General features: G+C 61.0%; 21 protein-coding genes and 7 pseudogenes. 15 read left to right on the forward strand and 13 right to left on the reverse strand.

From position 1 onward, the window contains the following. Positions 1-25: 25 nt before the first annotated feature. Positions 26-997: pseudogene (locus ABIN98_RS08290) on the reverse strand (branched-chain amino acid ABC transporter permease). Here ABIN98_RS08290 and ABIN98_RS08295 point away from each other — a divergent pair. After that, entirely contained in the window at positions 933-1,085 is a 153-nt protein-coding gene (locus ABIN98_RS08295; protein WP_346909182.1) for a hypothetical protein, read from the forward strand. The pseudogene ABIN98_RS08290 and the gene ABIN98_RS08295 sit on opposite strands and share 65 nt — an antisense overlap. Before the next feature lie 10 nt (positions 1,086-1,095). On the opposite strand, the pseudogene ABIN98_RS08300 reads toward ABIN98_RS08295, so the two are convergent. The 4 genes and pseudogenes from ABIN98_RS08300 to ABIN98_RS08315 form a co-directional block, all read right to left on the reverse strand. Continuing rightward, positions 1,096-1,965, reverse strand: a pseudogene (locus ABIN98_RS08300) (branched-chain amino acid ABC transporter permease). A gap of 24 nt (positions 1,966-1,989) precedes the next feature. Further along, positions 1,990-2,736 (reverse strand): annotated as a pseudogene (locus ABIN98_RS08305) (ABC transporter ATP-binding protein). A 5-nt stretch (positions 2,737-2,741) separates the two neighbouring features. After that, positions 2,742-3,521, reverse strand: coding sequence for an ABC transporter ATP-binding protein (locus ABIN98_RS08310; RefSeq protein WP_346909170.1), 780 nt, complete (start codon positions 3,519-3,521; stop codon positions 2,742-2,744). Between the two features lie 120 nt (positions 3,522-3,641). After that, positions 3,642-4,499 (reverse strand): IclR family transcriptional regulator, encoded by an 858-nt coding sequence (locus ABIN98_RS08315; RefSeq protein WP_346909087.1) that lies wholly within the window; start codon positions 4,497-4,499, stop codon positions 3,642-3,644. Between the two features lie 160 nt (positions 4,500-4,659). Between ABIN98_RS08315 and ABIN98_RS08320 the strand changes: the two genes are divergently transcribed. From ABIN98_RS08320 to ABIN98_RS08350, 7 genes and pseudogenes are all read left to right on the forward strand, one after another. Further along, positions 4,660-6,774: a 3-hydroxyacyl-CoA dehydrogenase NAD-binding domain-containing protein gene (locus tag ABIN98_RS08320; protein WP_346909089.1), complete on the forward strand. Its 2,115-nt coding sequence runs from the start codon at positions 4,660-4,662 to the stop codon at positions 6,772-6,774. Continuing rightward, the gene (pimA, locus tag ABIN98_RS08325; protein WP_346909091.1) at positions 6,771-8,441 is read left to right on the forward strand and encodes a dicarboxylate--CoA ligase PimA; all 1,671 of its coding nucleotides are present in this window, start codon (positions 6,771-6,773) and stop codon (positions 8,439-8,441) included. The genes ABIN98_RS08320 and pimA overlap by 4 nt, the downstream gene beginning before the upstream one ends. 64 nt (positions 8,442-8,505) lie before the next feature. Then, the gene (locus tag ABIN98_RS08330) at positions 8,506-9,693 is read left to right on the forward strand and encodes an acetyl-CoA C-acyltransferase (protein ID WP_346909093.1); all 1,188 of its coding nucleotides are present in this window, start codon (positions 8,506-8,508) and stop codon (positions 9,691-9,693) included. A 179-nt stretch (positions 9,694-9,872) separates the two neighbouring features. Then, positions 9,873-9,998, forward strand: a pseudogene (locus ABIN98_RS08335) (pimeloyl-CoA dehydrogenase large subunit); the annotation flags it as partial. 134 nt (positions 9,999-10,132) lie between these two features. Beyond that, a complete protein-coding gene (locus ABIN98_RS08340; RefSeq protein WP_346909172.1) occupies positions 10,133-10,549 on the forward strand; it encodes a hypothetical protein in 417 nt (138 codons plus the stop codon). Then, positions 10,524-10,664, forward strand: a pseudogene (locus ABIN98_RS08345) (pimeloyl-CoA dehydrogenase large subunit); the annotation flags it as partial. The gene ABIN98_RS08340 and the pseudogene ABIN98_RS08345, both read left to right, overlap by 26 nt. A gap of 255 nt (positions 10,665-10,919) precedes the next feature. Continuing rightward, positions 10,920-12,069 (forward strand): annotated as a pseudogene (locus tag ABIN98_RS08350) (acyl-CoA dehydrogenase family protein). A 105-nt stretch (positions 12,070-12,174) separates the two neighbouring features. On the opposite strand, the gene ABIN98_RS08355 reads toward ABIN98_RS08350, so the two are convergent. Both ABIN98_RS08355 and ABIN98_RS08360 read right to left on the reverse strand, forming a co-directional pair. Beyond that, on the reverse strand, positions 12,175-12,501 hold the full coding sequence (locus ABIN98_RS08355; RefSeq protein ID WP_346909095.1) for a hypothetical protein: 327 nt from the start codon (positions 12,499-12,501) through the stop codon (positions 12,175-12,177). 21 nt (positions 12,502-12,522) lie between these two features. Next, positions 12,523-12,879 carry a hypothetical protein gene (locus ABIN98_RS08360; RefSeq protein ID WP_346909097.1) on the reverse strand — a complete coding sequence of 119 codons (357 nt, stop codon included), beginning with the start codon at positions 12,877-12,879 and terminating at the stop codon, positions 12,523-12,525. A 474-nt stretch (positions 12,880-13,353) separates the two neighbouring features. Here ABIN98_RS08360 and ABIN98_RS08365 point away from each other — a divergent pair, with 474 nt between their 5' ends. From ABIN98_RS08365 to ABIN98_RS08375, 3 genes are all read left to right on the forward strand, one after another. Then, entirely contained in the window at positions 13,354-13,467 is a 114-nt protein-coding gene (locus ABIN98_RS08365; RefSeq protein ID WP_346909099.1) for a hypothetical protein, read from the forward strand. A gap of 136 nt (positions 13,468-13,603) precedes the next feature. Further along, positions 13,604-13,801, forward strand: coding sequence for a metal ABC transporter solute-binding protein, Zn/Mn family (locus tag ABIN98_RS08370; protein WP_346909101.1), 198 nt, complete (start codon positions 13,604-13,606; stop codon positions 13,799-13,801). A gap of 201 nt (positions 13,802-14,002) precedes the next feature. Continuing rightward, complete coding sequence (locus ABIN98_RS08375) at positions 14,003-14,203, forward strand: metal ABC transporter solute-binding protein, Zn/Mn family (protein WP_346909174.1); 201 nt, start codon at positions 14,003-14,005, stop codon at positions 14,201-14,203. 69 nt (positions 14,204-14,272) lie between these two features. Here ABIN98_RS08375 and ABIN98_RS08380 read toward each other — a convergent pair whose 3' ends face one another. The 4 genes and pseudogenes from ABIN98_RS08380 to ABIN98_RS08395 form a co-directional block, all read right to left on the reverse strand. Then, complete coding sequence (locus ABIN98_RS08380) at positions 14,273-14,755, reverse strand: L,D-transpeptidase family protein (RefSeq protein WP_346909176.1); 483 nt, start codon at positions 14,753-14,755, stop codon at positions 14,273-14,275. Continuing rightward, on the reverse strand, positions 14,752-15,201 hold the full coding sequence (locus ABIN98_RS08385; RefSeq protein WP_346909178.1) for a L,D-transpeptidase family protein: 450 nt from the start codon (positions 15,199-15,201) through the stop codon (positions 14,752-14,754). The genes ABIN98_RS08380 and ABIN98_RS08385 overlap by 4 nt, the downstream gene beginning before the upstream one ends. After that, a pseudogene (locus ABIN98_RS08390) lies at positions 15,092-16,291 on the reverse strand (murein L,D-transpeptidase); the annotation flags it as partial. The pseudogene ABIN98_RS08390 and the gene ABIN98_RS08385, both read right to left, overlap by 110 nt. Before the next feature lie 391 nt (positions 16,292-16,682). Beyond that, complete coding sequence (locus ABIN98_RS08395) at positions 16,683-17,225, reverse strand: single-stranded DNA-binding protein (RefSeq protein WP_346909103.1); 543 nt, start codon at positions 17,223-17,225, stop codon at positions 16,683-16,685. Between the two features lie 380 nt (positions 17,226-17,605). On the opposite strand from ABIN98_RS08395, the gene uvrA reads away from it, so the two are divergent. The 3 genes from uvrA (at position 17,606) to ABIN98_RS08410 (ending at position 21,498) form a co-directional block, all read left to right on the forward strand. Then, on the forward strand, positions 17,606-20,560 hold the full coding sequence (gene uvrA / locus ABIN98_RS08400; protein WP_346909105.1) for an excinuclease ABC subunit UvrA: 2,955 nt from the start codon (positions 17,606-17,608) through the stop codon (positions 20,558-20,560). Between the two features lie 220 nt (positions 20,561-20,780). Then, positions 20,781-20,933, forward strand: a complete 153-nt coding sequence (locus tag ABIN98_RS08405; protein WP_346900726.1) for a DUF1127 domain-containing protein — start codon at positions 20,781-20,783, stop codon at positions 20,931-20,933. A 415-nt stretch (positions 20,934-21,348) separates the two neighbouring features. Next, positions 21,349-21,498, forward strand: a complete 150-nt coding sequence (locus tag ABIN98_RS08410) for a DUF1127 domain-containing protein (protein ID WP_346909106.1) — start codon at positions 21,349-21,351, stop codon at positions 21,496-21,498. 149 nt (positions 21,499-21,647) lie between these two features. Here the strand turns inward: ABIN98_RS08410 and ABIN98_RS08415 are convergent, their stop codons facing one another. Further along, complete coding sequence (locus tag ABIN98_RS08415) at positions 21,648-22,265, reverse strand: hypothetical protein (protein ID WP_346909107.1); 618 nt, start codon at positions 22,263-22,265, stop codon at positions 21,648-21,650. Positions 22,266-22,484: 219 nt separating this feature from the next. Here ABIN98_RS08415 and trmFO point away from each other — a divergent pair, with 219 nt between their 5' ends. Further along, positions 22,485-23,879 carry a methylenetetrahydrofolate--tRNA-(uracil(54)-C(5))-methyltransferase (FADH(2)-oxidizing) TrmFO gene (gene trmFO, locus ABIN98_RS08420; protein ID WP_346909109.1) on the forward strand — a complete coding sequence of 465 codons (1,395 nt, stop codon included), beginning with the start codon at positions 22,485-22,487 and terminating at the stop codon, positions 23,877-23,879. On the opposite strand, the gene ABIN98_RS08425 is transcribed toward trmFO, so the two are convergent. Next, positions 23,876-25,753 carry a mechanosensitive ion channel family protein gene (locus ABIN98_RS08425; protein ID WP_346909110.1) on the reverse strand — a complete coding sequence of 626 codons (1,878 nt, stop codon included), beginning with the start codon at positions 25,751-25,753 and terminating at the stop codon, positions 23,876-23,878. The genes trmFO and ABIN98_RS08425 overlap by 4 nt on opposite strands. Positions 25,754-25,829 lie beyond the last annotated feature (76 nt).

Raw genomic sequence — 25,829 nt, forward strand, 5'->3', positions numbered from 1 at the left:
CCGAGGAATGCGGTTATTGTCAGTCTCATGGATATTTCCTCCCTTTACACACCAATTTCAGCGGCTTCTTCCGGCCAGTTTCGCCATGAGCATGCGGATAAGGCCCCGCAGCGCCCGATGGCATTGCATAGATGACGAGAATGAGAATGGCGCCATAGACCGCCCCTGCGAGCCCCTTGGAGATCTCCTCCGCGAAATTGGGCACGAACACCAGGAACAGGCCACCGAGCACGGCGCCCGGAATGGATCCGACACCGCCGATGACGAGCCCGACGAAGAGCGCGATGGCGAGAACGAAGGTGAAGCTGTCGGGCGCAACGAACTGGACGACGACAGCACTCAACGATCCGGCAATGCCGGCGTAAAGCGCGCTGACGCCGAACACGAGCGTCTTGTAGAGGGCGATGTCGACGCCCATGGCGCGCGCGGCAATCGGATTGTCGCGGATCGCGATGATCGCCCTGCCCGACCGGCTGTCGATCAGGTTGCGGGCGATGACGGCCAGTACCAGGCCGATCCCTAGAGTCAGAAAGTAGAACCACTGGTCGGAATTCACCGGCAGGCCCGAAGGGCGGATCCGGCTTGAGGGACGTAGATCCCCTGTACGCCGCCGGTCCAGGGCGACAGCGGTGTGGATTTCAGGATTTGCGGTGTCGCAGCTGCGAGCGCAAAGGTCGCCAACGCCAGATAGATCGCCTCAAGCCGCAGGGCCGGCAGGCCGAACAGGAAGCCGAAGGCAAAACAGATCAGCGCCGCCACCGGGATCGTCAGGTAGAAGTCGACCCCGTAGATTTCCATCAGGATCGCTGTCGTATAGGCGCCGATGGCATAGAAGGCCGAGTGGCCGAGCGAGAACTGGCCGTTTGAAGCCCGTCAGCAGATTGAGCCCGAGTATGGCGATCGCATAGATCAGCACCATCGTCAGCTGGAAGATGACGAAGTTCTTGACCACGAACGGCAAGGTCACCGCCAGCACGAGACCGGCAATCAGGGCGATCCGGGGCCAGGACTGGGGAACGTCACGCGGCTTCGCAGGGACCTGGCGCAGGGACTTGAACCGGGAAGAAAGCGTTGAAGGCATCTGATTCATATCCACTAGACCCTGCTGACGAGGCGGCTGCCGAATAGGCCGCTTGGCCGGACCATCAGCACGGCCACGATCAGGGCGAGTGCGATGGTCAGTTTCAGCTCCTGGCCGATGTAGGGGATGAAGGAGCCGGCGAGGTTTTCCACCACACCGACGATGAAGCCGCCGACCACGGCGCCGGCCGGACTGGTGAGCCCGCCGACCACCGCGCCGGCAAAACCGTAAAGCAGGATCGAGAGCATCATGTTCGGTTCCAGGAAGACCACGGGCCGCGATCAGCATGCCCGCAACCGCACCGATCGCGGCCGCCATCCCCCATCCGAGTGCCACCATCCAGCCGACCCGAATGCCGACCAAACGCGCCGATTCCGGATTGACGGCGGCTGCCCGCATGGCCAGTCCGACCCGAGTGAAGCGGAAGAACAGGAACAGGAGGATCAGCAGGACGAAGGTCACACCGAACATCCCCGTGTCATGGGCGCTGACGGGCGCGCCCTCGAACAGGGGCTGCGAGCCGAACGGCGTCGGGAAGGACTTGATGGTGAAATCCCAGATGAAGCCCGCCGCACTGTTGAAGATGCTGAACAGCGCGATGAAGACGACGATATGGCTCAGGACCGGCGCATTGTGCAGCGGCCGAAACACGATCCGCTCGATGGCGACCCCGGCAACGAAGGACAGCGCGAGAGTGAGGACAAACGCCGCCCAGTAGGGCATGCCCCATTCGATCAGCTGCCAGGCGACGAAGGTGGAGAACATCGCCATCTCGCCCTGGGCCAGATTGAGATGATGGATAGCCTGGTAGATCATCACGATGGCAAGAGCGATGCAGGCAATAGAATGCCGCCCGTTGCCAGTCCCGCGAGAACCTGGTGGATGAAGAGTTCCCATACTACTGCCCCCTAATAGCCCAGATACGCGCGTCGGATACTTTCATCCCGGCCGATCTCGTCCGCCGGGCCGGACATGATCACCCGGCCCGGTCTCGATCAGATAGGCGTGGTCGGCGATTTCGAGCGCAAGTGCGGCGTTCTGCTCCACGATCAGCATGGATATGCCCTGCTCGTTCTTCAGACGGCCGAGCGTTTCGAACAGCTCCTCGATGATGCGTGGAGCCAGTCCGAACGAGGGTTCGTCGAGCAGCATGAGTTTGGGCCGCAGCATCAGTGCCCTGGAAATGGCAAGCATTTGCTGCTCGCCCCCGCTCAGGGTCTGGGCCTGTTGATTGCGCCGTTCCGCGAGCCGGGGGAAACAGCTGGTACATCCGCTCGATATCGGCGGAAATTTCGCGCCGGTCCCCGACGGGTCATGGCGCCGAGCTTGAGGTTCTCCTCCACCGTCACGCCGATGAAGGTGCCCCGGCCTTCGGGAACATGGGCAACGCCGAGCGAGACAATGTCCTCTGTCGCCTTGCCGGCGATAGGAGTCCCGTCGAGTTCGATGTCCCCTTTCGTCGGGATCATGCCGCAGAGCGCTCTTAAGGTAGTCGTCTTGCCGGCCCCGTTCGCGCCGAGCAGCGTGGTCACGCACCCCGGGGCGATGTCGAAGTCGATATCGAACAGCGCCTGGATGCGCCCGTAATAGGCGTTCAGGCCACGGACCCGAAGCAAGGCCTCGCCGGAGAGCGCCGGGGTTTGGGATGCAGCCATGGCGCTCAATGTTTCGTCCCCCCGAGATAGGCCCGGATTACCTCGGGGTCGTTCTGCACCTCTTCCGGCGTGCCTTCGGCGATCTTTCGGCCGAAATCGAGGGCAACGACCTTGTCGGAGACCGACATGACGAGGCTCATGTGATGCTCCACCAGAAGCACCGTGACGCCCCGCTCATTGCAGATGCTGCGGATCATGTCGCCGAGTTCACCGACCTCGCTATGGGTCAGGCCGCCGGCCGGTTCGTCGAGCAGCAGCAGCTTCGGTTTCCCTGCAAGGGCGCGCGCCAGTTCGACCCGTTTCTGGGTCCCTGTCGGAAGATCGGAAACACGGGTGTGAATGCAGTCGCTCAGGTCGAAGGTTTCGATCAGTTCCAGGGCCGTTTCGTCGATGGCGGCCTGCCGCTTCGCCTCTCCGATCCGGAGGGCATCGATAACGAAATTGCTCGAGGTGCCGGAATGGGCGCCCAGGCGCACGTTGTCGAGCACGCTCATGGTCTTGAAGAGGGCAATGTTCTGGAAGGTCCGGGTAATGCCGAGCTGCGCAATCCGGTGCGCCGCCCGGCCGAGGAGTTCGCGGCCATCGAAGCGGATGGTCCCGTTGTTCGGGAAATAAAGCCCGCTCACACAATTGAACAGCGTCGTCTTGCCGGCGCCGTTCGGGCCGATCAGCCCGAGGATACGGCCGGGCTGAAGATCGAAGGAAATTCCGTCGAGCGCGACGATGCCGCCGAAGCGGATGGTCACGTTGTCCAATGCCAGCAACGGCTCAGCCGCCGAATGCACGCCCCCCTTGCCCGGCCGATCGTCGGCCAGGCGACTTGCAACAGATCTCACGCGCTCCTCCCAAGAGCAGGACGTCGCTCGCGAACCAGCGTTCTGGAACCGCTCGCCCGCAACCTCCGCCTAGTGGTGCCGGTTTTGACCGGTCTGCCATTCGCCCGCACCGCCGTTCAGGACGGTTCTTATTTGCCGGACGGCGTCGAGCAGCCGCGGTCCGATATCCTGTTCAAGCCGGTCTCTGGACAGTGAGAAAGCCGCGGCTCCGCAATTGAAGGCATAGATGCCGGAGCCGTCGGGCATGACCAGCGGCACGCCGATGCCGTTGATGTCCTGCCGCCAGTCGCCCATCGAAATTGAAAATCCCTGCCGGGCCACCTGCTCACAGCTAAGATCTATGTTGGCACGCAATGCCGGCCACTTATCGCCGTAGAACCAGGCCAGATCCTCAAACAGCACTTCGCGCTTTTCGTCTTGAATAACCGCGATATAGGCCCGCCCCATGGCCGAGGCGGCAAGCGGAATACGCGAACCGATGTCCAGACGGACCATCAGGGCATTCGCGTTGAAGCAATGTTCGACGTAGATCATCCGTCGCTTGTCCGGAGCCCCCAAGGCGACCGACGCCCCCGCCTGATCGGCAATCGCCTGCATGTAGGGCCGGGCGATCTGCCTAATTCCGAACTGAGCCAAGGCGCTGTAGCCCAGGGCCAGTGCGGCCGGTGCGATCTTGTATTTGGAAAACCGTTGCACGTGCGCGAGATAGCCGAGCTGCGTCAGCGTATAGGTCAGGCGTGAGACCGTCGGCTTCGGGATACCGGTTCTTTCCGCGATTTCCAGGTTGCCGAGCATGTCATCGTCGGGCCGAAACGAGCGAAGGACTTCGAGGCCGCGCGCCAGCGCCACGACGAACTTGCGGTCTCCCGAATAACGGGTGTCACCGGTCGCAATTTCGTGGCTGTCACCGACACGTTTTCCTGACATTTCTACTAATCCCCGGTACACCAGCGGGAGCGATTGACAAGGACTGCACCATAATCTAGCGTCCACGTCAAATTATAAAATATAGTTTCGCAGAGCGGAATTGGAGCAAAGCTCGATTGCCGCCGGCGAAACAGAACCGGTCAGGAAGGACGCCGAAAATATGAGCGATTTGGTCACGATCACGCGCAACGGCAGCATCGCCATCGTTTCCATCGAGAATCCCCCAGTGAACGCGCTCCCCTATGAAGTCAGGGCCGGAATCTTCAATGCCATGGAGCAACTGGCTGCAGACGATTCCGTTGCCGGCGTGGTTCTGACCGGCTCTGGGCGCACCTTCAGCGCAGGCGCCGACATCCGCGAATTCGGCAAGCCTTCCCAGGAGCCCTGGCTGCCCGTCGTCATCCAGAAGGTCGAGGATATGCCGAAGCCGGTGGTCGCCGCCATCCACGGCACGGTTCTGGGCGGCGGCTTCGAGCTCTCCCTCGGCTGCCATGCCCGGATCGCGGCGCCCGGCACCAAGGTCGGCCTACCGGAGGTCAAGCTCGGCCTGATGCCCGGCGCCGGCGGCACCCAGCGCCTGCCACGCATAATCGGCCCGGAAGCGGCTCTGAAAATCATCGTTCCCGGCGAACCGGTCGGGACAGAAGCCTCGCTCAAGATGGGTGTGATCGACGCGGTGTCGGACGATCCCATCGCCGCTGCCGTGGAACGCGCCAGCCAGATGGCGGCCGATGGGAAACCGCTGGTGAAGGTCCGCGAGAACGACGCTGCGCTTGCGGCGGCCAAGGCGGACCGGTCATCTTTTGAGGAAACGGCCGCAGCGCTATTGAAGAAGGCCAAGGGCCTGAAAGCACCTGCTGCGTGTATCGATGCCGTGCGCTGGTCCATGGATCTGCCTGTCGAGGAAGCTCTGCAGAAAGAGCGCGAAACCTTCATGAAGCTGATCGACGATGATCAGTCCAAGGCCCAACGACATATCTTCTTTGCCGAACGTGAAGCGGCGAAGGTCGCCGACATGCCGAAAGACGTGAAGCCGCGCGAGGTCAACAAGGTGGGCGTTATCGGCGCCGGCACCATGGGCGGTGGCATTTCCATGAACTTCGCCAATGTGGGTATTCCAGTCACCATCATCGAGACCTCGCAGGAGGCTCTGGACCGGGGCTTTGCCACGATCGAGAAGAACTACCGCATTTCCGTCTCGCGCGGGCGCATGACCGAGGACGACCTGAAGGCGCGCATGAGCCTCTTGACCGGATCGACCGACATGAACGACCTCGCCGACGCGGACATGATCATCGAGGCGGTGTTCGAAGAGATGGACATCAAGAAGCAGATCTTCGGCGACCTGGACCGGATTGCCAAGCCGTCCGCGGTTCTGGCCACCAACACCTCCTATCTCAATGTCGATGACATCGCGCAGATGACGACACGCCCGGGATCGGTTCTGGGCACCCATTTCTTCAGCCCGGCCAATGTGATGAAGCTGCTGGAGATCGTGCGCGGCGCGGAAACCGAGCCGGAAGTGCTGGCAACCGCCATCGAGATCGGCCGTCGCATCAAGAAGGTCCCGGTGGTGGTCGGCGTCTGTTTCGGCTTCGTCGGCAACCGCATGCTGCGCGCCCGTTCGCTGGAAACCGAACGCCTGCTTCTGGAAGGCGCGTCGCCGCAACAGGTGGACGCCGCCCTCACCGGCTTCGGCTTCCCGATGGGTCCCTTTGCCATGGGCGACCTTGCTGGCCTCGACATTGGCTGGCGTATCCGCAAACAGATGGGCGGAACGGCAGACGGCGGCAGCGCGGATATTGCCGATGCGCTGTGTGAAATGGGCCGCTTTGGCCAGAAGACCGGCCGCGGCTTCTATATCTACGAACAGGGCTCCCGCGCCGGTACGCCGGATCCGGAAGTCGAGGCCCTGATCGAAGAGACAGCCGCCAAGAAGGGCATCACCCGCCGCCAGATCAGCGAAGAGGAGATTGTCGAGCGGCTGATCTATCCGATGATCAGCGAGGGCGCGAAGATCCTGGACGAGGGCATTGCCCAGCGTCCGGGAGACATTGATGCCGTGTGGGTCTTCGGCTACGGCTTCCCGCTGTGGCGCGGCGGCCCTATGTTCTATGCCGACCAGGTCGGCCTTGCGCATATCCGCGACCGGCTGAACCATTATGCCGAGTCTACCGGCAACAAGGCGCTGAAACCCGCGCCGCTCCTCAACCGTCTTGCCGATGAGGGCCTGGGATTTGCCTCCCTTGCCCGCAAAGAGGCAAAGGCGGCATGAGCAAACGGCCGTTTGCCTGGGAGAAGTCCTATCCACCCGGCATGGAGTGGGACTTCAGACCGGAGCCTTCGGTGCTTTCCCGGATCGCGGACACAGCGGTTGCCCGCTATCCGGAACACCGGGCACTGGAATACCGCGGCCACGTCCTCAGCTACGCGGAATTCGGGCACAAGCTGAATTCCGCGGCGGCCGCCCTCCTGCGGGAGGGCATCGGCGCAGAAAAGGCCCTCGCGCTCTATATGCCGAATACGCCCTATTTTCCGGCCCTTTTCTTCGGGGGCTGCAAGGCCGGCGCGCGCATGGTCCTGCTCAGCCCGCTCGATGCGGAGCGGGAACTTGCCTACAAGCTCAAGGACAGCGGCGCGCGGGTGATGGTCACGACCGACCTGGGCTCCCTGCTGCCTATGGCATTGAAGCTGCTGGATGCCGGCCATCTTGATAAGGTCATCGTCGCCGAGGACAGCGCCTGGGGCGCCTCTCCGGCACCGCTCGCGGAAATCCCGGACCGGCCGGATGTCATGACCTGGGCCGACTTTGCCAAGGGAGCACCGATCCCGGACGCCTGGCCGGCGGTTTCCCCGGAAGATATCGCGCTGCTCCAGTATACCGGCGGAACGACCGGCATGCCGAAGGGCGCCATCCTGACCCATGGCAACCTTACAACGTCGGCTGCGATCTACAACAACTGGTTCCAGAAGCAGCGGCCGTCCGTGCCGGGGACCGACAAGATCATCTGCGTCCTGCCGCTGTTTCACATCTACGCCCTGACGACGATCCTGATCCGGCAGGTCAGCAACGGCAACGAAATCCTGCTGCGCCCGCGCTTCGATCCGGAAAGCGTGCTGCAGGATATCGAGATCAAGAAGGCGACGATCTTTCCCGGCGTTCCGACCATGTGGATCGCGCTTGCGAACCTGCCCGACCTGGACAGCCGGGATTTCTCGTCCCTCACCTATTGCAGCTCGGGCGGCGCGCCGCTTCCCGTCGAGGTGGCCAAGCGCTTCGAAGCGCTGACCGGTCTGCCCCTGCTTGGGGGCTGGGGCATGACAGAGACCGCACCGGCGGGCACCAACCTGCCCTGCTCCAACCCGGCCAAGCCCGGATCGATCGGCATTCCCATGCCGGGCCTCGAAATGGGGATCGTTGCGCTAGAAGATCCGACGCGTGAACTGAAGCCCGGCGAAACCGGAGAACTGCGGGTCAAGGGGCCCAACGTCACCTCCGGCTACTGGAACAAGCCTGACGAATCCGAAGCGGCTTTTGCCGACGGCTATTTCCTGACCGGCGATATCGGCCTGATGGATGAGGACGGCTATTTCTATATCGTCGACCGCAAGAAGGACATGATCCTGTCCGGCGGGTTCAATGTCTATCCGCAGGTGGTCGAACAGGCGATTTACGAACATCCCTCCGTCGCTGAAGTGCTCGTGGTCGGTATCCCTGACACCTATCGCGGCGAATCCGCCAAGGCCTTCGTTGCCCTGCGCCAGGGTGCTGCCCCGTTCACTCTGGAAGACCTGCAAACCTTTCTCGCCGACAAGGTCGGCCGCCATGAGATGCCACGGGACCTGGAATTCCGGACCGCCCTGCCCCGCACCGCGGTCGGCAAGTTTTCCAAGCTGCAATTGAAACAGGAAGAGATCAAGAAGCGCGCAAGCGGTTCTTGAGGCTCACAGAATAAAAACGCGCCGTCACGGCGCAGACAAAAGTTTATAGGGAGAAGCAGAACTCATGCGGGAAGCCGTCATCGTCTCCACGGCCCGCACTCCGATCGGCAAGGCCTATCGCGGTGCGCTCAATCTCACTTGCGGACCGACCCTTGCCGGCCACGCGATTGCCGCAGCCGTCGCGCGGGCCGGCGTCGACGGCGGGGAAGTCGAAGACGTCGTCTTCGGCTGCGCCCTTCAGGAAGGCACGACCGGCGGCAACGTCGCCCGCCGCGCGCTGCTACGCGCCGGCCTGCCGGTGACGACCGGCGGCGCGACGATCGACCGACAGTGTTCCTCCGGCCTGCAGTCGATTGCAGTCGTTGCCCGCTCGATCCTTCACGACGGCATGTCGATCGGCGTCGCTGGCGGCGTGGAATCGGTATCCCTGGTCCAGAACGATCACATGAACAAATTTCACGCTGTCGACGAGACGCTGATGGAGATCAAGGGCGACGTCTATCTGCCGATGATCGACACGGCCGAAGTGGTCGCCAAGCGCTATGGAATCTCCCGCGAGGATCAGGACGCCTATGGCCTGGAAAGTCAGAAGCGAACCGCGGCAGCGCGGGAAGCCGGACGGTTCGATGCGGAAATCGTACCGATTTCCACCCGCATGGCCGTGACCGACAAGCAGACCGGTGAGGTTTCCTTCAAGGATGTGGAACTGGCCGCCGACGAAGGCCCGCGCCCGGACACGAATGCGGAAGGGCTTGCCGGGCTGAAGCCGGTGCGCGGCGACGGTATGACCATTACCGCCGGCAATGCCAGCCAGCTTTCCGACGGCGCTTCGGCCTGTGTGGTGATGGAGCGGAAGCTCGCCGAACAACGCGGCCTGGAACCGCTCGGTATCTTCCGCGGTTTCGCGGTCGCCGGTTGCGAGCCGGACGAGATGGGCATAGGGCCGGTCTTCGCCGTTCCCCGGCTTCTGGAACGCCACGGGCTCTCGGTCGACGACATCGACCTTTGGGAACTGAACGAGGCCTTTGCCGTCCAGGTCATTTACTGCCGGGACCGGCTCGGCATCGATCCGGCCAAGCTCAACGTCAACGGCGGCGCGATTTCCGTCGGCCACCCTTACGGCATGTCCGGCTCCCGCCTTGCCGGCCACGCCCTGATCGAGGGCAAGCGCAGCGGAGCGGAATACGCGGTGGTGACCATGTGCGTCGGCGGTGGCATGGGCGCTGCCGGACTGTTTGAAATCAATTCGTGAGGCCTTAGCCATGGATCTGGCATTTACACAGGAAGAACAGGCATTCCGCGAGGAAGTCCGCACGTTCTTCCACGAGAACATCCCGGCCGACATCCACGCCAAGATGATCGACCAGCACTCGCTGGAAAAAGCAGGACCTGGTGACCTGGCAGCGGATCCTGAACGCCAAGGGCTGGGCCGTGCCACACTGGCCGGTCGAATTCGGCGGAACGGCTGGATCCAATCAAGCTCTATATCTTCTGGGAAGAAATGCAGCAGACGCCCGCGCCGCAGCCGCTGCAGTCGGCGTGCATATGGTCGGGCCAGTGATCGCCACCTTCGGCAACGAGGCCCAGAAGCAGCGCTTCCTGCCGCGGATCGCCAATCTCGACCACTGGTGGTGCCAGGCTTCTCGGAACCGGGCGCCGGGTCCGATCTCGCCAGCCTCCGCACCAAGGCCGTGCGGGACGGCGACCATTATGTCGTCAACGGCCAGAAGACCTGGACCACCCTTGCCCAGCACGCCGACTGGATCTTCTGTCTGGTGCGGAACCAATCCGGACGTGAAGAAGCAGGTGGGGATTTCCTTCCTGCTGATCGACATGAAGACGCCGGGCATCGAGGTCCGGCCGATCCAGACCATCGACGCGCAAGGAGGTCAACGAGGTGTTCTTCACCGACGTGCCGCGTGCCGGTGGAGAACCTGGTCGGCGAAGAAAACAGGGGCTGGGATTACGCCAAGTTCCTTCTCGGCAACGAACGCTCCGGCATTGCCCGGATCGGTATTTCCAAGCAAGGCGCATCCGGCGGATCAAGGAACTGGCAGCCAGGAATTCTACGGGTCTGCGCCGATGATCGAGAACCAGCGGTTCCGTGAGAGGCTCGCCGCCGTCGAAGTGGAGCTGAAGGCGCTGGAGATGACCCAGCTTAGGGTCGTGGCCGCTGAGGCCAAGCGGGGCGACAAGGGCAAGCCGGATCCGGCCTCCTCGATCCTGAAGATCAAGGGCTCGGAACTGCAGCAGGCGACCACCGAGCTGTTGATGGAAGTGGTCCGGGCCGTATGCCCTGCCGTTCCAGCCGGGTCTCATGGAAGGCTCGAACGAGCCGCCCATCGGCATGGACTGGGCCGCGACCGCCGCGCCGACCTATTTCAAACTGGCGCAAGGTCTCGATCTACGGCGGATCCAACGAGATCCAGAAGAACATTATCGCTAAGGCAATCCTGGGTCTGTGAGGGGGGCTGTGAGATGGATTTTGATCTGAACGACGAGCAACGGCTCATCAAGGACAGCGTCGAGCGCCTGCTCGCCGATCGCTACGATTTCGAGCAGCGCAAGAAGCACGGCGCTTCCGATAAGGCTGGAGCCCGGATATGTGGGCGCAATATGCGGAGCTCGGCCTGCTCGCCATGCCTTTCTCCGTGGACGACGGCGGAATGGACCAGGGACCGGTCGGCACCATGATCGTCATGGAGGCCTTCGGCCGCGCCTTGGCGCTGGAGCCTTATCTGGCAACCGTCGTCCTCAGCGGCGGGTTCCTGCGCAATGGAGCGAATGCGGCCCAAAAAGGCGGACCTGATCCCGCAAATTGCCGACGGCAGCCTGACGCTCGCCTTTGCCCAGACCGAACGTCATTCCCGCTACGACCTCGCGGACGTGACGACGACGGCGCGCAAGGACGGCGGTTCCTATGTTCTGGACGGGGCGAAGAGCGTGGTTGTTCACGGAGACAGTGCCGACAAGCTGATCGTGACGGCGCGGGTGGCCGGCGACCGGCGCGACAGGTCCGGGATCGGCGTGTTTCTGGTCGACGGGACTGCGCCTGGCGTGTCCCGGCGCGGCTATCCGACCCAGGACGGCCAGCGGGCGGCGGAAGTGCTGCTGGAAGGCGTTCGCGTCGAGGCCGATTGGGTGATCGGCGATCCGGAGAACGGTCTGCCGCTGATCGAACAGGTCACCGACGAAGCCATTGCCGCCCTCTGTGCGGAAGCGGTCGGCACCATGTCGGTGATGCACGAGACCACGGTCGACTACCTGAAGACGCGCAAGCAGTTTGGTGTGGCCATCGGCGACTTCCAAGTGCTTCAGCACCGGGCGCCGACATGTTCCTGATGTTGGAGCAGGCGCGCAGCATGTCGATGCTCGCGACCATGATGGCGAGTGAACAGGACTTGAGCGAACGCCACCGTTCCATTGCCGGGGCAAAGGTGCAGATCGGCCGCTCCGGTCGGTTCGTCGGCCAGCAGGCGGTCCAGCTTCACGGCGGTGTCGGCATGGACCATGGAACTGGCCGTCGGTCCACTATTTCAAGCGGATGACCATGATCGACACAGCCTTCGGCGATGCGGATTATCACCTCAGCCGGCTTGCCGATGCCGGCGGGTTGATTGCTGCCTGATTGTCGAGAGGTTTCGTATTGAGGCCCGCAAGGCATTGCGGGCCTTTTTGCGTCTGTGGGTCTAGAAGAAAAGTTGCTGCACCAGGATCTTCGCCGCGATCAGGGTCAGCAGCCCCAGCATGATCTTGTCGAAGGTTTCCTTCGCCAGATGCCGGGCCAGATAGTTGCGACCGGCATGAACAGGGCAATGGCAACGGTTACGCCGAGCCCGAGAAAGAACCGGTGCCAGTCAAGAAGCCCGACCACGACCAGTTGTTCAATCTGCCCGATGGACATGACGATAAAGAACACCGAAATCGTTGCGATGAAGGTGCTGCGCGGCAGCTTCAATGCATTGAGAAAGGTGATTGAGGCCGGTGCGGAAATGCCGGTCGCTCCCTGAAGCGCCCCGCCCAGAAACCGATCGGACCGGCCATCTTGACGCAGCGGCATAGCTCAGCATCCAGTCGGCCTTCAGGATCCGGAAACCGACATAGCCCAGGACGACCAGCGCCATGGCAACCGACAGGGTATCGGACGGCAAGCCGGCGAGAAGAACCGTACCGACAATCGCTCCAATGCCACCTCCGCCGGCAAACAGTACCATGAATGGCCATGGCAATTGGGCTTTGCGGTGCGCCAGGCCTGATTAACGTTGGTCAGCAGGTTCGACGTAACGAAAACGGCAACTGCGAACTGAACGTCGGTCAGCGCCGCGAGGACCGGCACACCGATAACGGGAGCCCCTGCCCCGGTCGCGCCCTTTAAAAGGCCGCCCAGGACACAGGCGAGCAGCGCCGGAAGGATCAATGCGAGATCGATGTGAGGCAAGGAACGCTCCGAAGAAATCTGAAGATGCAGCCAGGCTGGATTCGGTTGAGCTGCTCAACCCTATGACGGATAGGCCTTTTCGGATCCAAAAACCAGTCTTGGGTCGGCAAATCTCATATTTCGAGATAAACGGCCGAAACCTGAGACCCGGTCGATATTTCCACATTCACAATCAGAACGGGACCAGGGTCTTGCGCCACGCATCAATAGACGTTACATAGTTACATGTTATGTTATTACATACCGCCAATTGGAGCGTCTCTTGCCTGTATCCATCTCTTCGCCTCTCGTTCAAGCTCTGCTTCCTCGTCTGCTGTTTGCGGCGTCTCTGAGCCTGACCCTGCTCTTGCGTCAGCGGAAGTCTCCGTGGTGACAACGATCAAGCCCGTCCATTCGCTGGTTGCCGGCGTCATGGAGGGAGCCGGCTCTCCGGAACTCCTGATCAAGGGAGCCGCGTAGCCGCATGATTTTTCCATGAAGCCCTCCCAGGCGGCACTGCTTCAAAATGCCGATGTGGTTTTCTGGATTGGCGATCATCTGGAAACGTCTCCTCGCAAGCCGATTTCGACCATCTGCCGAAAAGGCTGAAAGGATCGAACTGTTTGACGCTCCGGGTGTCGAGCATCTCAAATTCCGCGAAGCGAGGTTTTGAGGCCATGACCACGATTCATGGTGAAGAGCATGGCCATGATCACAACGAAAAAGCATGCCAAAGGCCACGATCATGACGAAGCCGAGCATGCCGAAGGCCACGATCATGACGAGGACGGACATGAAGAAGGCCATCACCACAGTGCCGATGGACTTGAATCCCCACATCTGGCTCGACCCGGAAAACGCCCGCGCCATGGTCAAGGATATCGCCATACATCTGAGCGAGGCAGATCCGGACAATGCCGCAACCTACAAGGCAAAACGCTGAAGCCATGGATCAAAAGCTCGCGGACCCTGATCACAAGCACCGACGAAAAGCTCGCCCCGGTGAAAGGGCGGCCCTTCATCGTCCTTTCATGACGGCTACCATTATTTCGAGGACCGCTTCGGCATGCGGCCGCCGGTGCGATCACCCTGAATCCGGAAGTTCCGGCAAGGAGCAGACCGGATTACGGAGATCCACGACATCATCAAGAAAAACCAGGCCGCCTGTGTTTTTGCAGAACCCCAGTTCGAGCCGAAGATGATCCGTGTCGTTCTAGAAGGGACCCAGGCCCGTTCCGGCACGTTGGACCCGCTCGGCGCCGACCTGACGGACGGACCTGGTCTTTATTTCAAGCTGATCAGCAACATGGCCGACGCCATGACGGACTGCCTGTCCGGTTCCTGACGCCCAGAAAAGCAGAAAAGCCGCGGAGAGCAATCTCCGCGGCTTTTTTCGTTACGATCCGATCTGCTCTCAGACCCGGGCGTCTTCCCGGGTCTTTTCAGTGATGTCGAGTGCCTTCAGCAGATACATATCGCGATCGTAGATATCGTCGAAGTAACTGATGGTGCCCTCGTCGTTCGGCCAGGCCGTGAAATAGGAGATGTAGACCGGAATATCGCCGGTCACATCTTCCTGGGCATTCTGACCCTGGTTGATCCGGCCGGTGACATAATCCTTGGATTTGCCGAGGACCGCGGCGGCCATCGCCTTCGGATCCTGCAGACGGATGCAGCCATGGCTGAAGGCCCGGACATCCTTCTTGAACAGACTCTTGGACGGCGTATCGTGCATGTAGATGTGGTGTTTGTTGGGGAACATGATCTTCACCTGACCAAGCGCATTGGAAGCTCCCGGATACTGGCGAACATTGATGCTCTGCTGCTTGGAGGCCACCGCATACCAGTCAACGGAGGACGAGGAGACCTGCTGGCCGGAGACGGTCGAGACCCTCATAACCGGCTCGGTCCAGATAGCTCGGATCCCTGCGCCAGCTTGGGCAGCATCTCGTTGACGATGATCGAATAAGGAACGCCCCAATAGGGGTTGTATTCCACCAGCCTGATCTTGTCGTAGAAGAAGTTCGTCTGATTGGATTTCTTGCCCACCACCACACGCATGGAAAGCGGTTCTGTGCCAGGCTCGTAATAGGTCGCGGTAAAGGCCGGCTGGTTGATGAAGACCCGGCGAGCACCAAGGTCGACCGGCAGCCAGCGGCGGCGCTCCATAGCCAGTTTCACCTTGGCGATCTTGGCGACATTGGTCTCGCCGACCATGGCCCTTGATCGTGTTCTTGCCGATGATCCCGTCAGCCGACAGCTGGTTTTCCTTCTGGAAATCCTTGACCAGGGCAACCAGTTCAGGGCTGTACAGCTCCTCTCCGGCGTAAGCGGCAATAACATCCGCGTTCTTTTCCTTCAGTTCGTCCGAACCGTTTTTCCGGATCGCGGCAACGATGTGCTTCATTTCCGGGCTGGAACCACCGGCCTTCAGGAAGGTTCCCGGCGCGATCACGATCTGGTCTTCGGCTTCATCCTCCGCGCGCAGGCGGGCAAGTTCCTTCTTCAGAGCCGCATACTGCGGGTTCTGGGGATTGCGGGACACCAGATAGGCTTCCAGATTGTCCTTGGACTTGATCTCTTCCAGAACGGCCACGAGATCGATTTCGCGGCGCGGCAGATCGTGGTAGCCGGAGATCCGGTCCGGATCGACCCGGCCGCGCTCCGCATCGAGGACATAGGTCAGCACCGCGCTGGAAAAGGTCAGCTCAAAATTCATCAGCGCTTTCTCGCGCGTCAGCTTCGGGGCAGCGTCATCGGCCGATGCCGTATCCGGCACAGCTTTTTCGAAAGACGGCAGGTCGACCTTGTAGTCTTCCGGATCCAGGCCTTCCTTGTCCGCATCGGCAAGCGCCATCTTCGCGCTCAAGGCCCGGCTGTTGACATTGCCGTCCTTGATCCAGAGAAAATCCGGGTGTTCACGGTAGAAGGCCTTCAAGGCATCAGCCACTTCGGGAAGCATTTCGAAGTCGAGCCCCTTCAGGGCCGGACGGGCCTTGTCGAACTCGGTAAGAACGGCCGGAGCCGTATCGGCGGTAACGCCCTCACCCTCGTTTGCCTGATCTTCGTTTGCCGCGACAGCAGCCGTCTTCACCTCGGCAAGACCGGCAAAGGAAACCCGTTTCCAGACATCCGGCTTGTAGGTGAAGAATTTCGGCGCGGAGACACGCACCGTACGGGCCTTTTCGCGCAGGAGTTCGTCGCGCGCCCGGAGTTCCTGCATGCGATGGTATTTCGGATTGAACAGACGATCGAAGAACCCTTGCGCCTGAGCCGTATCAGCCCCGAAACCGGCAAAGGCACTGCCGAGCACCAGCGTCGCCAGCCCTGCGATGACGGTTGAGGACAAAGCCCGTCGTTTCACCTCATGAGAACCACCCGCTGTGCCGAAGCTGCTGGGCTTCATCTTTGCAACGTTCGCCAGGATCCGCATCTTCCAATCGCCTTAAGCTCGTAGGAACGGCGAACGACACCATTCGCCTTGTCCCGAATAAAATTTCGTTTCTTGCGAACCGCCTGCCTCACGAATCCGCATCCGTTACGCCTGCTTGAACCGGTCCCGTCGGACCGGCCATCCCAGTAAGCCCCAAACCGAGCTGGCGTAGCGGCAGCTTGGCAAAGTATTACACCATTCTTCGACACAGCGTTAAGAACCAAAGCCTTTTTGGCATCAACATTCACGCGGCTGTGACCGAAAAAACGCAGAACCGCACCGTCGGCGAGCAACAATGCAAATCACACAACTTGCAAAGCCGCCCCCTTACGGAGCCTTAACGGGCCTGAATAGCACCGTGCAAAACCGCGAAAAAGCCGTCTCGGAAGGTTTAGAACGGAATTTCATCGTCCATGGGTCCGGCGCCGCCGCCACCCTGAGAACCGCCATAGCCGCCACCGGAGCCGCCGCCATAGCCTGGGCCGCCGCCGTAGCCGCCACCAGACGATTCGCCACCGCCAAAACCGCCTCCGGAAGAACCGTAGTCGGGCAGGCTGCCGCCACCCTGGCCACCGCCTTCGCCCCGGCCGTCAAGCATGGTCAGGTTCGAATTGAAGCCCTGCAGAACCACTTCGGTGGAATACCGTTCCTGACCGCTCTGGTCCTGCCACTTGCGGGTCTGCAACTGGCCTTCGAGATAGACCTTGGAACCCTTGCGCAGATACTGCTCCGCCACCTTGCAGAGACCTTCGTTGAAGATCACCACCCGGTGCCATTCCGTCTTTTCCCGGCGCTCGCCCGAATTGCGGTCGCGCCAGGATTCCGACGTCGCGATCCTGAGATTTGCGATCGGCCGACCGTCCTGTGTGCGGCGAATTTCGGGATCCGCTCCCAGGTTGCCGACCAGAATTACCTTGTTGACGCTGCCCGCCATGACTGAACTCCCGAGATTACGCTTCCGGCTCTGCGGCCGCCGGATCTTGTCTTCGGCCGACCCTAACGCCAAACACAAGGGCACGCCGGGTCTTTCCACGCAATTCCGGCCTTTTCCACAAAGGCTTGGTCATGCGTGGGGTGCAAAACTTTTCCAGTTGCCATATTTGTTCTTCTTATGTTCTGATTGTCAAGGCTGCACCGCACCTGGTGTCAGGAGAGATCGGGCGAGCTTGCGTTTTTTTGACGCCCGTCATTTGCCTTCGCCATTGAACATTCTAAATATGGAGCGTCGCCGGACAGCGCCAAAGCAAGCCGCCTCCCCAAGGCTCGTTCAGGCTACCCCGGACTCCCAAAGCCGCCCGAGAGGATCAATACCACATGGCGCATGACGTTCACGCCGACACAAAGGCCCCGGACCCGACCCGGATCATTTCCGTGCGCGGTGCGCGGGAACATAATCTGAAAGGGGTCGACCTGGACCTGCCAAGGGACCGGCTGATCGTCATGACCGGCCTGTCCGGATCTGGTAAATCGTCGCTTGCCTTCGACACGATTTATGCCGAGGGCCAGCGCCGCTATGTGGAAAGCCTGTCCGCCTACGCACGCCAGTTCCTGGAAATGATGCAGAAGCCGGACGTCGACCAGATCGACGGCCTGTCGCCGGCCATTTCCATCGAGCAGAAGACCACCTCCCGAAATCCGCGATCCACCGTCGGAACGGTCACCGAGATCTACGACTATATGCGCCTGCTGTTCGCGCGCGTCGGTGTCCCCTATTCTCCGGCGACCGGCCTGCCGATCGAGAGCCAGACCGTGTCCCAGATGGTGGACCGGATCCTTGCGCTCCAGGAAGGCACGCGTCTCTACCTGCTGGCGCCGATCGTGCGCGGCCGAAAGGGCGAATACCGCAAGGAACTCGCCGAGCTCATGAAAAAGGGCTTTCAGCGGGTCAAGATCGACGGCGAATTCCATGAGATCGCCGAAGCCCCTGCCCTCGACAAGAAGTTCAAGCACGATATCGACGTGGTCGTGGACCGGATCGTGGTGCGCGAGGACATCGCCGGACGCCTGGCGGATTCCCTTGAAACCGCTCTGCGGCTCGCCGACGGCATCGCGATTGCGGAATTCGCCGACAAGCCTCTTGAGGCAGCCGCCCCCGGCGCGGTGCTGCAGAACCAGAACGAAACCCACGAGCGCGTCGTCTTTTCGGAAAAATTCGCCTGTCCCGTTTCCGGCTTTACCATTCCGGAAATAGAGCCGCGGCTGTTTTCCTTTAACAATCCCTTCGGGGCCTGTTCGGCCTGCGACGGACTGGGAACGACGCTTGCCTTCGAGGCAGAACTCGTCGTGCCCGACCATACGCTTTCCCTGCGCGAAGGCGCCGTTCTGCCCTGGGCAAAGACCGGGTCGACCTCACCTTATTATGTCCAGACCCTGGAGGCGCTGTGCCGGCACTTCGATGCCTCCATGGCGACGCCGTGGAAGGAACTGCCGGAAGAGGTCCGACAGGCCATTCTCTATGGCACCGGCAAGGACAAGGTGGCCTTCATCTATGATGACGGCGCGCGCAGCTACAAGACCGAAAAGGTCTTCGAAGGCGTGATCGGCAATATCGAACGGCGCTGGCGGGAAACCGAATCCACCTGGGTGCGGGAGGAACTCTCCCGATTCCAGTCCGACCACGCCTGCCCGGCCTGCACCGGGTACCGCCTGAAGCCGGAAGCGCTTGCGGTGAAGATCGGCGGCCTGCACATCGGCCAGGTGACCGAGTTCTCCATCCGTGTCGCCAACGACTGGTTCAATGAGCTGCCCGAAAAGCTGACGCAGAAGCAGAACGACATCGCAGGCCGGATCCTCAAGGAAATTCGTGAACGGCTGAAATTCCTCAACGACGTCGGTCTGGAATATCTGACCCTGTCGCGCAACTCCGGCACCCTTTCGGGCGGAGAAAGCCAGCGGATTCGCCTTGCCTCCCAGATCGGTTCAGGTCTGACCGGTGTGCTCTACGTTCTGGATGAGCCTTCGATTGGTCTTCACCAGCGCGACAATGCCCGGCTGCTGGATACGCTGAAGCACCTGCGCGATCTCGGCAACACGGTCATAGTCGTCGAACACGACGAGGACGCGGTGCTGACGGCGGACTTCGTGGTCGATGTCGGGCCGGGAGCCGGCGTCCACGGCGGCGAGATCGTCGCCCAGGGAACGCCGCAGGAAATCATGGCCAATCCGGCCTCGCTGACCGGCCAGTATCTGTCCGGCGCGCGCATGATCCCGCTTCCCGAAGAACGGCGCAAACTGAAAAAGACCAGGAAGATTTCCGTGGTCGGCGCGCGCGGCAACAACCTCAAGGACGTTTCCGTCGATGTGCCGCTCGGAACATTTACCTGCGTCACCGGGGTTTCGGGCGGCGGCAAGTCCACCTTCCTGATCGACACCCTGTTCAAGTCGGCTGCCCGCCGGCTGAACGGCGCGCGTGACAATCCTGCCCCTCACGACCGGATCGACGGGCTGGAGCACCTGGACAAGGTGATCGATATCGATCAGTCGCCGATCGGACGCACGCCTCGCTCCAATCCGGCGACCTACACGGGCGCCTTCACGCCGATTCGTGAATGGTTCGCAGGCATGCCCGAGGCAAAGGCCCGCGGTTATGCGCCGGGACGCTTTTCCTTCAACGTGAAGGGCGGACGCTGCGAAGCCTGCCAGGGCGACGGGGTCATCAAGATCGAGATGCACTTCCTGCCCGATGTCTATGTCACCTGCGACGTCTGCAAGGGCCGGCGCTACAACCGGGAAACCCTCGAGGTCGAGTTCAAGGGCAAGTCGATCGCGGATGTGCTCGACATGACGGTTGAAGAAGCCGCGGAGTTCTTCTCCGCCGTTCCCGCGGTCCGGGACAAGATGGAAACCCTGGCACGTGTCGGTCTTGGCTATATCAAGGTCGGTCAGCAGGCGACGACGTTGTCCGGTGGTGAGGCGCAGCGGGTGAAGCTGGCGAAGGAACTGTCACGACGCTCGACCGGGCGCACGCTCTATATTCTCGACGAGCCGACGACCGGGTTGCACTTCCATGACGTTGCCAAGCTTCTGGAAGTCCTGCACGAGCTGGTCGAGCAGGGAAACACGGTTCTGGTGATCGAACACAATCTGGAAGTCATCAAAACGGCCGACTGGATCATCGACATGGGACCGGAGGGCGGCGACGGCGGCGGAACGGTCGTTGCGACCGGCCGTCCGGAGGATGTCGCGGAGATCGGGGCCAGTTATACGGGGCAGTTTTTGCGGGAGCTTTTGCAACGCAGACCACAGCACGCATCGGATGCTGCCGAATAGGTTGCAACGCAACATAATCCCACTTCGCATTGATTTACCTAATTTTTCTGACCCGGCATGCATCTGTGCCGGGTCATTTATTTTGCATTGCACTGAACGCATGACTGACATGCATACATGGCACTTCTTTTTTTTCGGCCTCGAATTATATTCCACTCATCGGATCAATGATGCGGCGCACACAAAAGATGCTGCGACGCAATCGACAAGGACAAAAACAATGTTCGACAATGTCGTTCGCAAATATAACAACTGGGTCAACTACCGGCGTACCGTGGACGAGCTCTCCCGCCTGTCCAGCCGCGAACTGAGCGACCTCGGCATCAGCCGCAGTGACATTCGCTTCGTCGCACGCCGCACTACCGCCCAGTAAAGAGCTCGCGTTCCTCTAGCTACCTCCTCCCAAGCGACGGAACGCGCGACCTTGGCAAGGCATCCTCCTCCCAGTCTTGCCAATCAAAACGACGCCCGCCAGAACCTCCTCCCACTGGCGGGCGATCGTTTTTTTAAAGCCTGAAAATCCGCTTACCAGACCGCACCCTCGGCAATCTCGATTGACCGGGGATTTTTTGCGCCTCCCCGATGCGGCCACACCGCCGGGGATTCTGTTACGCGGCCCGTTTATAACCTGCTGTGAGATCTGCATTTTTCGAAGAGCAGACGTGCGGTTTCCCTTCTAGCTGCCGCAAAATTAGGCGCCTATATCCCGCCCATACAAAGAAACGAATGAGCCAGACGCAGAACGACAGCGCCAGGTCTAAAAACAGAAAACATAGAAAGGCCTCATCATGCTTGACCAGGTTGTTCGCCATTACCGGAACTGGAAGCAGTACCGGAGCACCTACGATGAACTCTCCCGCATGTCGAACCGGGAACTTGCCGACATCGGCATCAGCCGGAGCGATATCGCGCGCTACGCCCGCATGGCGGCGAAATAATAGCGGTTGGCAGCCCCTTCCGGGCAGCCCGATTTGCCGAACCGCAAACGGCAACAAACAACACCTGCCCGCGTCCTCCCGCCGGCAGGTGTTTTTGAGTCTGATTCGATTCGAATCGCGGCCTGATTCAGGCTCCAGGAGCTTGGCCTCTAGCTGGCCATCCAGGCGTCCAGGTTCTGCACCACCGGCTTTTCGCCGTTTTTCTTCGGCCATGAATCGATGGCGAAGACCTCTCCGGTCTTCTTTTCCTTCACCGTCGCCGTTGCATGCGGATAACGGCCATCCAGGAAGAAGCCCCGCGCCACCGGTCCGCTGACCGTGTGATATTTCAGATAGCCGTGCTTTTCGGCGACCAGCAGCAGGCTTGCCGTATTCGTCGCCTCGTCGATGCAATCCATCTGTCCCCGGACACCAGCATTGTGCAGGTCCAGTCCGCCGACGTCGTTTTCGGAGCCGACTTCGGGCGCGACGCGCTTCTCATTCCAGGCCACCGCATTCGCAATCGCCTTGCGTTCCGCTTCCGCTGAGCGGCTGCCGGCGGACAGAATGCGCTTCAGACGCTTGAGGCTCCGGCTGGAGAAATTCACCGGGGTTTTATACGTGCAGCCGAAGCCGTGGCAGACATAGGTTCGGTCTGGCCGGGGTGCTACACCGTCATGGGAGGCGTACCAGGACGTCGCCTGACCGGTCGACTGCCCGGCGCAGGCATTGAGCAACAGCAATCCTGCCAGGCCGGCCGCGTTCAGAGCTTTCGTCGCGATCTTCAAGACGTCCTCATTCACGAATCGTGGGTGTACGAATTGAACGAGTGAACCAACGCCGTTCCTTAACGTCAATCCAGATCCGACCATTGCTTGAATTTGTCTCTGCCTGTAAAGGGAAGGAATGTTGAAAACGCAGTTCCTCCCAGATGGCGCCCGTGCCGAAGGCATGCCGGCCAGGAGGCGGCAGCCGCACCACCCAGAACTCTTTGAAGGTTAGACAGGATGACCCCCATCCATGTGATCGGCGGCGGCCTAGCAGGTTCCGAAGCCGCCTGGCAGATCGCCGAACGCGGCATACCAGTTGTCTTGCACGAGATGCGCCCGGTGCGCGGGACGGATGCCCACAAGACAGACGGACTTGCGGAGCTCGTGTGCTCCAACTCGTTCCGCTCAGATGACAGTGAGCAAAACGCGGTCGGCCTGCTGCATCATGAACTGCGCCATGCCGGGTCGCTGATCATGCGCTGCGGCGATGCCCATCAGGTGCCCGCCGGCAGCGCGCTTGCCGTCGACCGGGACGGGTTTTCCGATGCGGTCACCAAGGCTCTTGAAGACCATCCTCTGGTCACCATCGAGCGCGGGGAAATCGCAGGGCTACCGCCGGCCGACTGGGACAGCGTTATCGTGGCGACCGGACCTCTGACCTCCCCGGCCCTGTCGCAAGCAGTCCTGGAAAAGAGTGGGGAAGATGCGCTGGCATTTTTCGATGCCATTGCGCCGATCGTCCATTTCGACAGCGTCGACCTGTCGAAAGCCTGGTTCCAGTCACGCTACGACAAGGTCGGGCCCGGCGGAACAGGCAAGGACTACCTCAACTGTCCCATGGACAAGGATCAGTACGAGGCCTTTATCGACGCGCTGCTGGCTGGCGAAAAGACCGATTTCAAGGAATGGGAGGAAAACACCCCCTATTTCGACGGCTGCCTGCCGATCGAGATCATGGCCGCCCGCGGACGGGAAACGCTGCGCCACGGCCCCATGAAACCGATGGGGCTGACGAATGCGCATAATCCGGACATGAAGGCCTATGCGGTGGTGCAGCTGCGTCAGGACAACGCGCTTGGCACGCTCTACAACATGGTAGGATTTCAGACCAAACTGAAATACGGCTCCCAGGCCGAGATTTTCAGGATGATTCCCGGGCTAGAGAATGCCCAGTTCGCACGCCTCGGCGGCCTGCACCGCAACACGTTCCTGAATTCCCCACGGGTGCTCGACGGCACGCTCCGGCTCAAGGCAGATCCGCGCCTGCGCTTCGCCGGCCAGATCACCGGCTGCGAGGGCTATGTGGAATCGGCAAGCGTCGGCTGCATGACCGGGATCTTTGCCGCCCTGGAACGTCTCGGCCGCCCGATCACGATACCGCCGGAAACCACCGCGATGGGCGCTCTCATCGGTCATATCACCGGCGGCCATATCGCCCGGGACGACGAAGGGCCCCGCTCCTTCCAGCCGATGAACGTCAACTTCGGCCTGTTTCCGCCGGTGGAAGCACCGAAGACCGGCCCTGACGGCAAACGCCTGAAGGGCAAGGAGAAGACCAAGGCGAAGAAATCCGCCATGACCCAGCGCGCCAAGGCGGATTTCGAAACCTGGTTCGTCGCACTGGAACGTTAACCGGCCTTCCGTTCACTGTCCGAAGCCAAGTCGGCAGGCTTGCGCTCCTCGCGCCATTCCCGTCCAACCGCGGGAAGACCGCTGTCCTGCGCCAGGTAGGTGGTGGAGGATGGGAACGCGAAGTCCGTACCGCTGTCGTGGACGATTTCCATGATCTTCATCAGGATATCCTGCTGGACTTCCAGGAAGGTATCGCGCGCCGAAGTCTGGATATAGGCATAGATCTCGATATCGAGAGAGAAGGCACCAAGCTCCATCAAGCGGACACGAAGCGGTTCCTCGGCGACCAACTCATGGGTTTCCAGGAATGAACGGATCCCGTCGATCACCTGGTTCAACTGGGCTTCGCTGGTCTCGTAGCGCAGGTTGATCCGATGTTTCAGATGGAACTGGTCCCGTCGGCTGTAATTGATGATCTTGCGCTTCGCGAGGTCCGCGTTCGCAACGGTGATCACAGTGCGGTCGAGTGCCCGGATCCGCGTGGAGCGAATGCCGATCGCCTCGATCGTTCCGGAAAGATCGTCGAATTCGCAGAATTCTCCGACGCGAACCATCCGGTCCGCATAAAGGATGATCCCGCCGATGAGGTTTTCAAGCGTGGGCTGTGCGGCAAGGGCAACTGCCAGACCGCCGACACCGAGACCGGCGATGACGCCATAGACCGGAATGCCGATCTGGGTCGCGCCGTAGCCGATGACCAGCACTGCAACGGCCACGCCGACCAAACGGAAGGCCGTAACGAGCAGGCTGGAGTCGAGGCTTCTGGTCGGAACGGACGGGTTCTTGATGACCCACGCGGAGATGAGTTCGACGATCCGATAGGCAAGCCACCCCGTCGCCGTCCAGACTATCGCGGTGGAGATGGTTCCCGTGGCGATCATGACCTCGCCAGTGATGTTGATCTGTTCCTCGATCAGGTACCGGTATGCGAGCACCGACAGGATCACGATCGACGGTATCTGCAGACCGCGCAACTTGCGTCTGGTATCCGAAAGAGGAACGGGCCGCCAACGGCTCCACCGATGGTACAGGACCGGGACCGCCAACGTGAGAGCGGAAAGAAGCACCAGCGCAATCCACTGCCAATAGGCCTGGGACAGAACCTGATTGCCAAGCCATTCAGGGCCGGAGCGGATCAGGTTGTACCACTTCGGCGCAACGAGATTTCCGGGTGTGTAGATGTAATAGGCATAGAGATCATCGCCCCTGTCCTGGCGGGAGGGAAACGACTTGATCAGCTCGTAATCCTCTGGAATCCCGTCTACCGAAGACTTGGTGATCAAAAAACGGCTGCCGTTGCCCGGCATTTCCGTTCTCTCAAAGACGATATCCGTCCCGGGAAGCTTCCAACGTTCCGGCAACTCGCCAATCGCCTTGGAATTCAGGAAAGATCCCGCCGGCGCACCTGGCACGTCCTCCAACGCCGGAAGGTAGATCCGGTCGAGGATCTCCTGAAACTGCAGGACTGTCTCCAGGCTCGCGCTCTTGCGCGCCGTATCCGGGATGTCGCTCAGATCGAAGATTCCGGCTGCCTTGTCGAACATCGCCCTGACGAAGGCGAGCCTGTGTTCCTGCTCTGGGGTCAGAAACCTGTTCGAACTTTCCTGGAATTCGGAGCGGACATTACGCCAGATGGTCTCCGCCTCCTCCATGAGCATGAGATAGCTTTCAAGCGCCGCGCGCGGACTGCTGGTGTCCGGCGGAGCGAGAGGATTTTCTCGCAGGTAGGTTTTGATGTCGAAAGCGGCCCTATTAACGGCAGGTTCAGAGACCTTCCTGATCGCTCTCATGGCCGCCAGATCGGGATCCGGCTTCACCCCGGTTGCCGTCTGGGCAAAGCTGTCCGCCCCCCCTGCCCAGACGGCGATCGACAACCCTACAACCCCACAAAACAAGCGAAAGGCGCGAACAACAGCTTCGCCATGAATCCGTAAAACAGCCATCAGCTAC

It is taken from the genome of uncultured Roseibium sp., assembly GCF_963675095.2.
GTDB lineage: Bacteria > Pseudomonadota > Alphaproteobacteria > Rhizobiales > Stappiaceae > Roseibium.

Bases quoted from the DNA above. Each gene is read 5' to 3' on its own strand.
- ABIN98_RS08295 (WP_346909182.1), top strand. From the start codon at position 933: ATGACGAAGTTCTTGACCACGAACGGCAAGGTCACCGCCAGCACGAGA.
- ABIN98_RS08315 (WP_346909087.1), bottom strand. From the start codon at position 4,499: ATGTCAGGAAAACGTGTCGGTGACAGCCACGAAATTGCGACCGGTGAC.
- ABIN98_RS08320 (WP_346909089.1), top strand. From the start codon at position 4,660: ATGAGCGATTTGGTCACGATCACGCGCAACGGCAGCATCGCCATCGTT.
- pimA (WP_346909091.1), top strand. From the start codon at position 6,771: ATGAGCAAACGGCCGTTTGCCTGGGAGAAGTCCTATCCACCCGGCATG.
- ABIN98_RS08330 (WP_346909093.1), top strand. From the start codon at position 8,506: ATGCGGGAAGCCGTCATCGTCTCCACGGCCCGCACTCCGATCGGCAAG.
- ABIN98_RS08355 (WP_346909095.1), bottom strand. From the start codon at position 12,501: ATGCCGCTGCGTCAAGATGGCCGGTCCGATCGGTTTCTGGGCGGGGCG.
- ABIN98_RS08365 (WP_346909099.1), top strand. From the start codon at position 13,354: ATGAAGCCCTCCCAGGCGGCACTGCTTCAAAATGCCGATGTGGTTTTC.
- ABIN98_RS08370 (WP_346909101.1), top strand. From the start codon at position 13,604: ATGACGAAGCCGAGCATGCCGAAGGCCACGATCATGACGAGGACGGAC.
- ABIN98_RS08380 (WP_346909176.1), bottom strand. From the start codon at position 14,755: ATGAGGGTCTCGACCGTCTCCGGCCAGCAGGTCTCCTCGTCCTCCGTT.
- ABIN98_RS08385 (WP_346909178.1), bottom strand. From the start codon at position 15,201: ATGTTATTGCCGCTTACGCCGGAGAGGAGCTGTACAGCCCTGAACTGG.
- ABIN98_RS08395 (WP_346909103.1), bottom strand. From the start codon at position 17,225: ATGGCGGGCAGCGTCAACAAGGTAATTCTGGTCGGCAACCTGGGAGCG.
- uvrA (WP_346909105.1), top strand. From the start codon at position 17,606: ATGGCGCATGACGTTCACGCCGACACAAAGGCCCCGGACCCGACCCGG.
- ABIN98_RS08405 (WP_346900726.1), top strand. From the start codon at position 20,781: ATGTTCGACAATGTCGTTCGCAAATATAACAACTGGGTCAACTACCGG.
- ABIN98_RS08410 (WP_346909106.1), top strand. From the start codon at position 21,349: ATGCTTGACCAGGTTGTTCGCCATTACCGGAACTGGAAGCAGTACCGG.
- trmFO (WP_346909109.1), top strand. From the start codon at position 22,485: ATGACCCCCATCCATGTGATCGGCGGCGGCCTAGCAGGTTCCGAAGCC.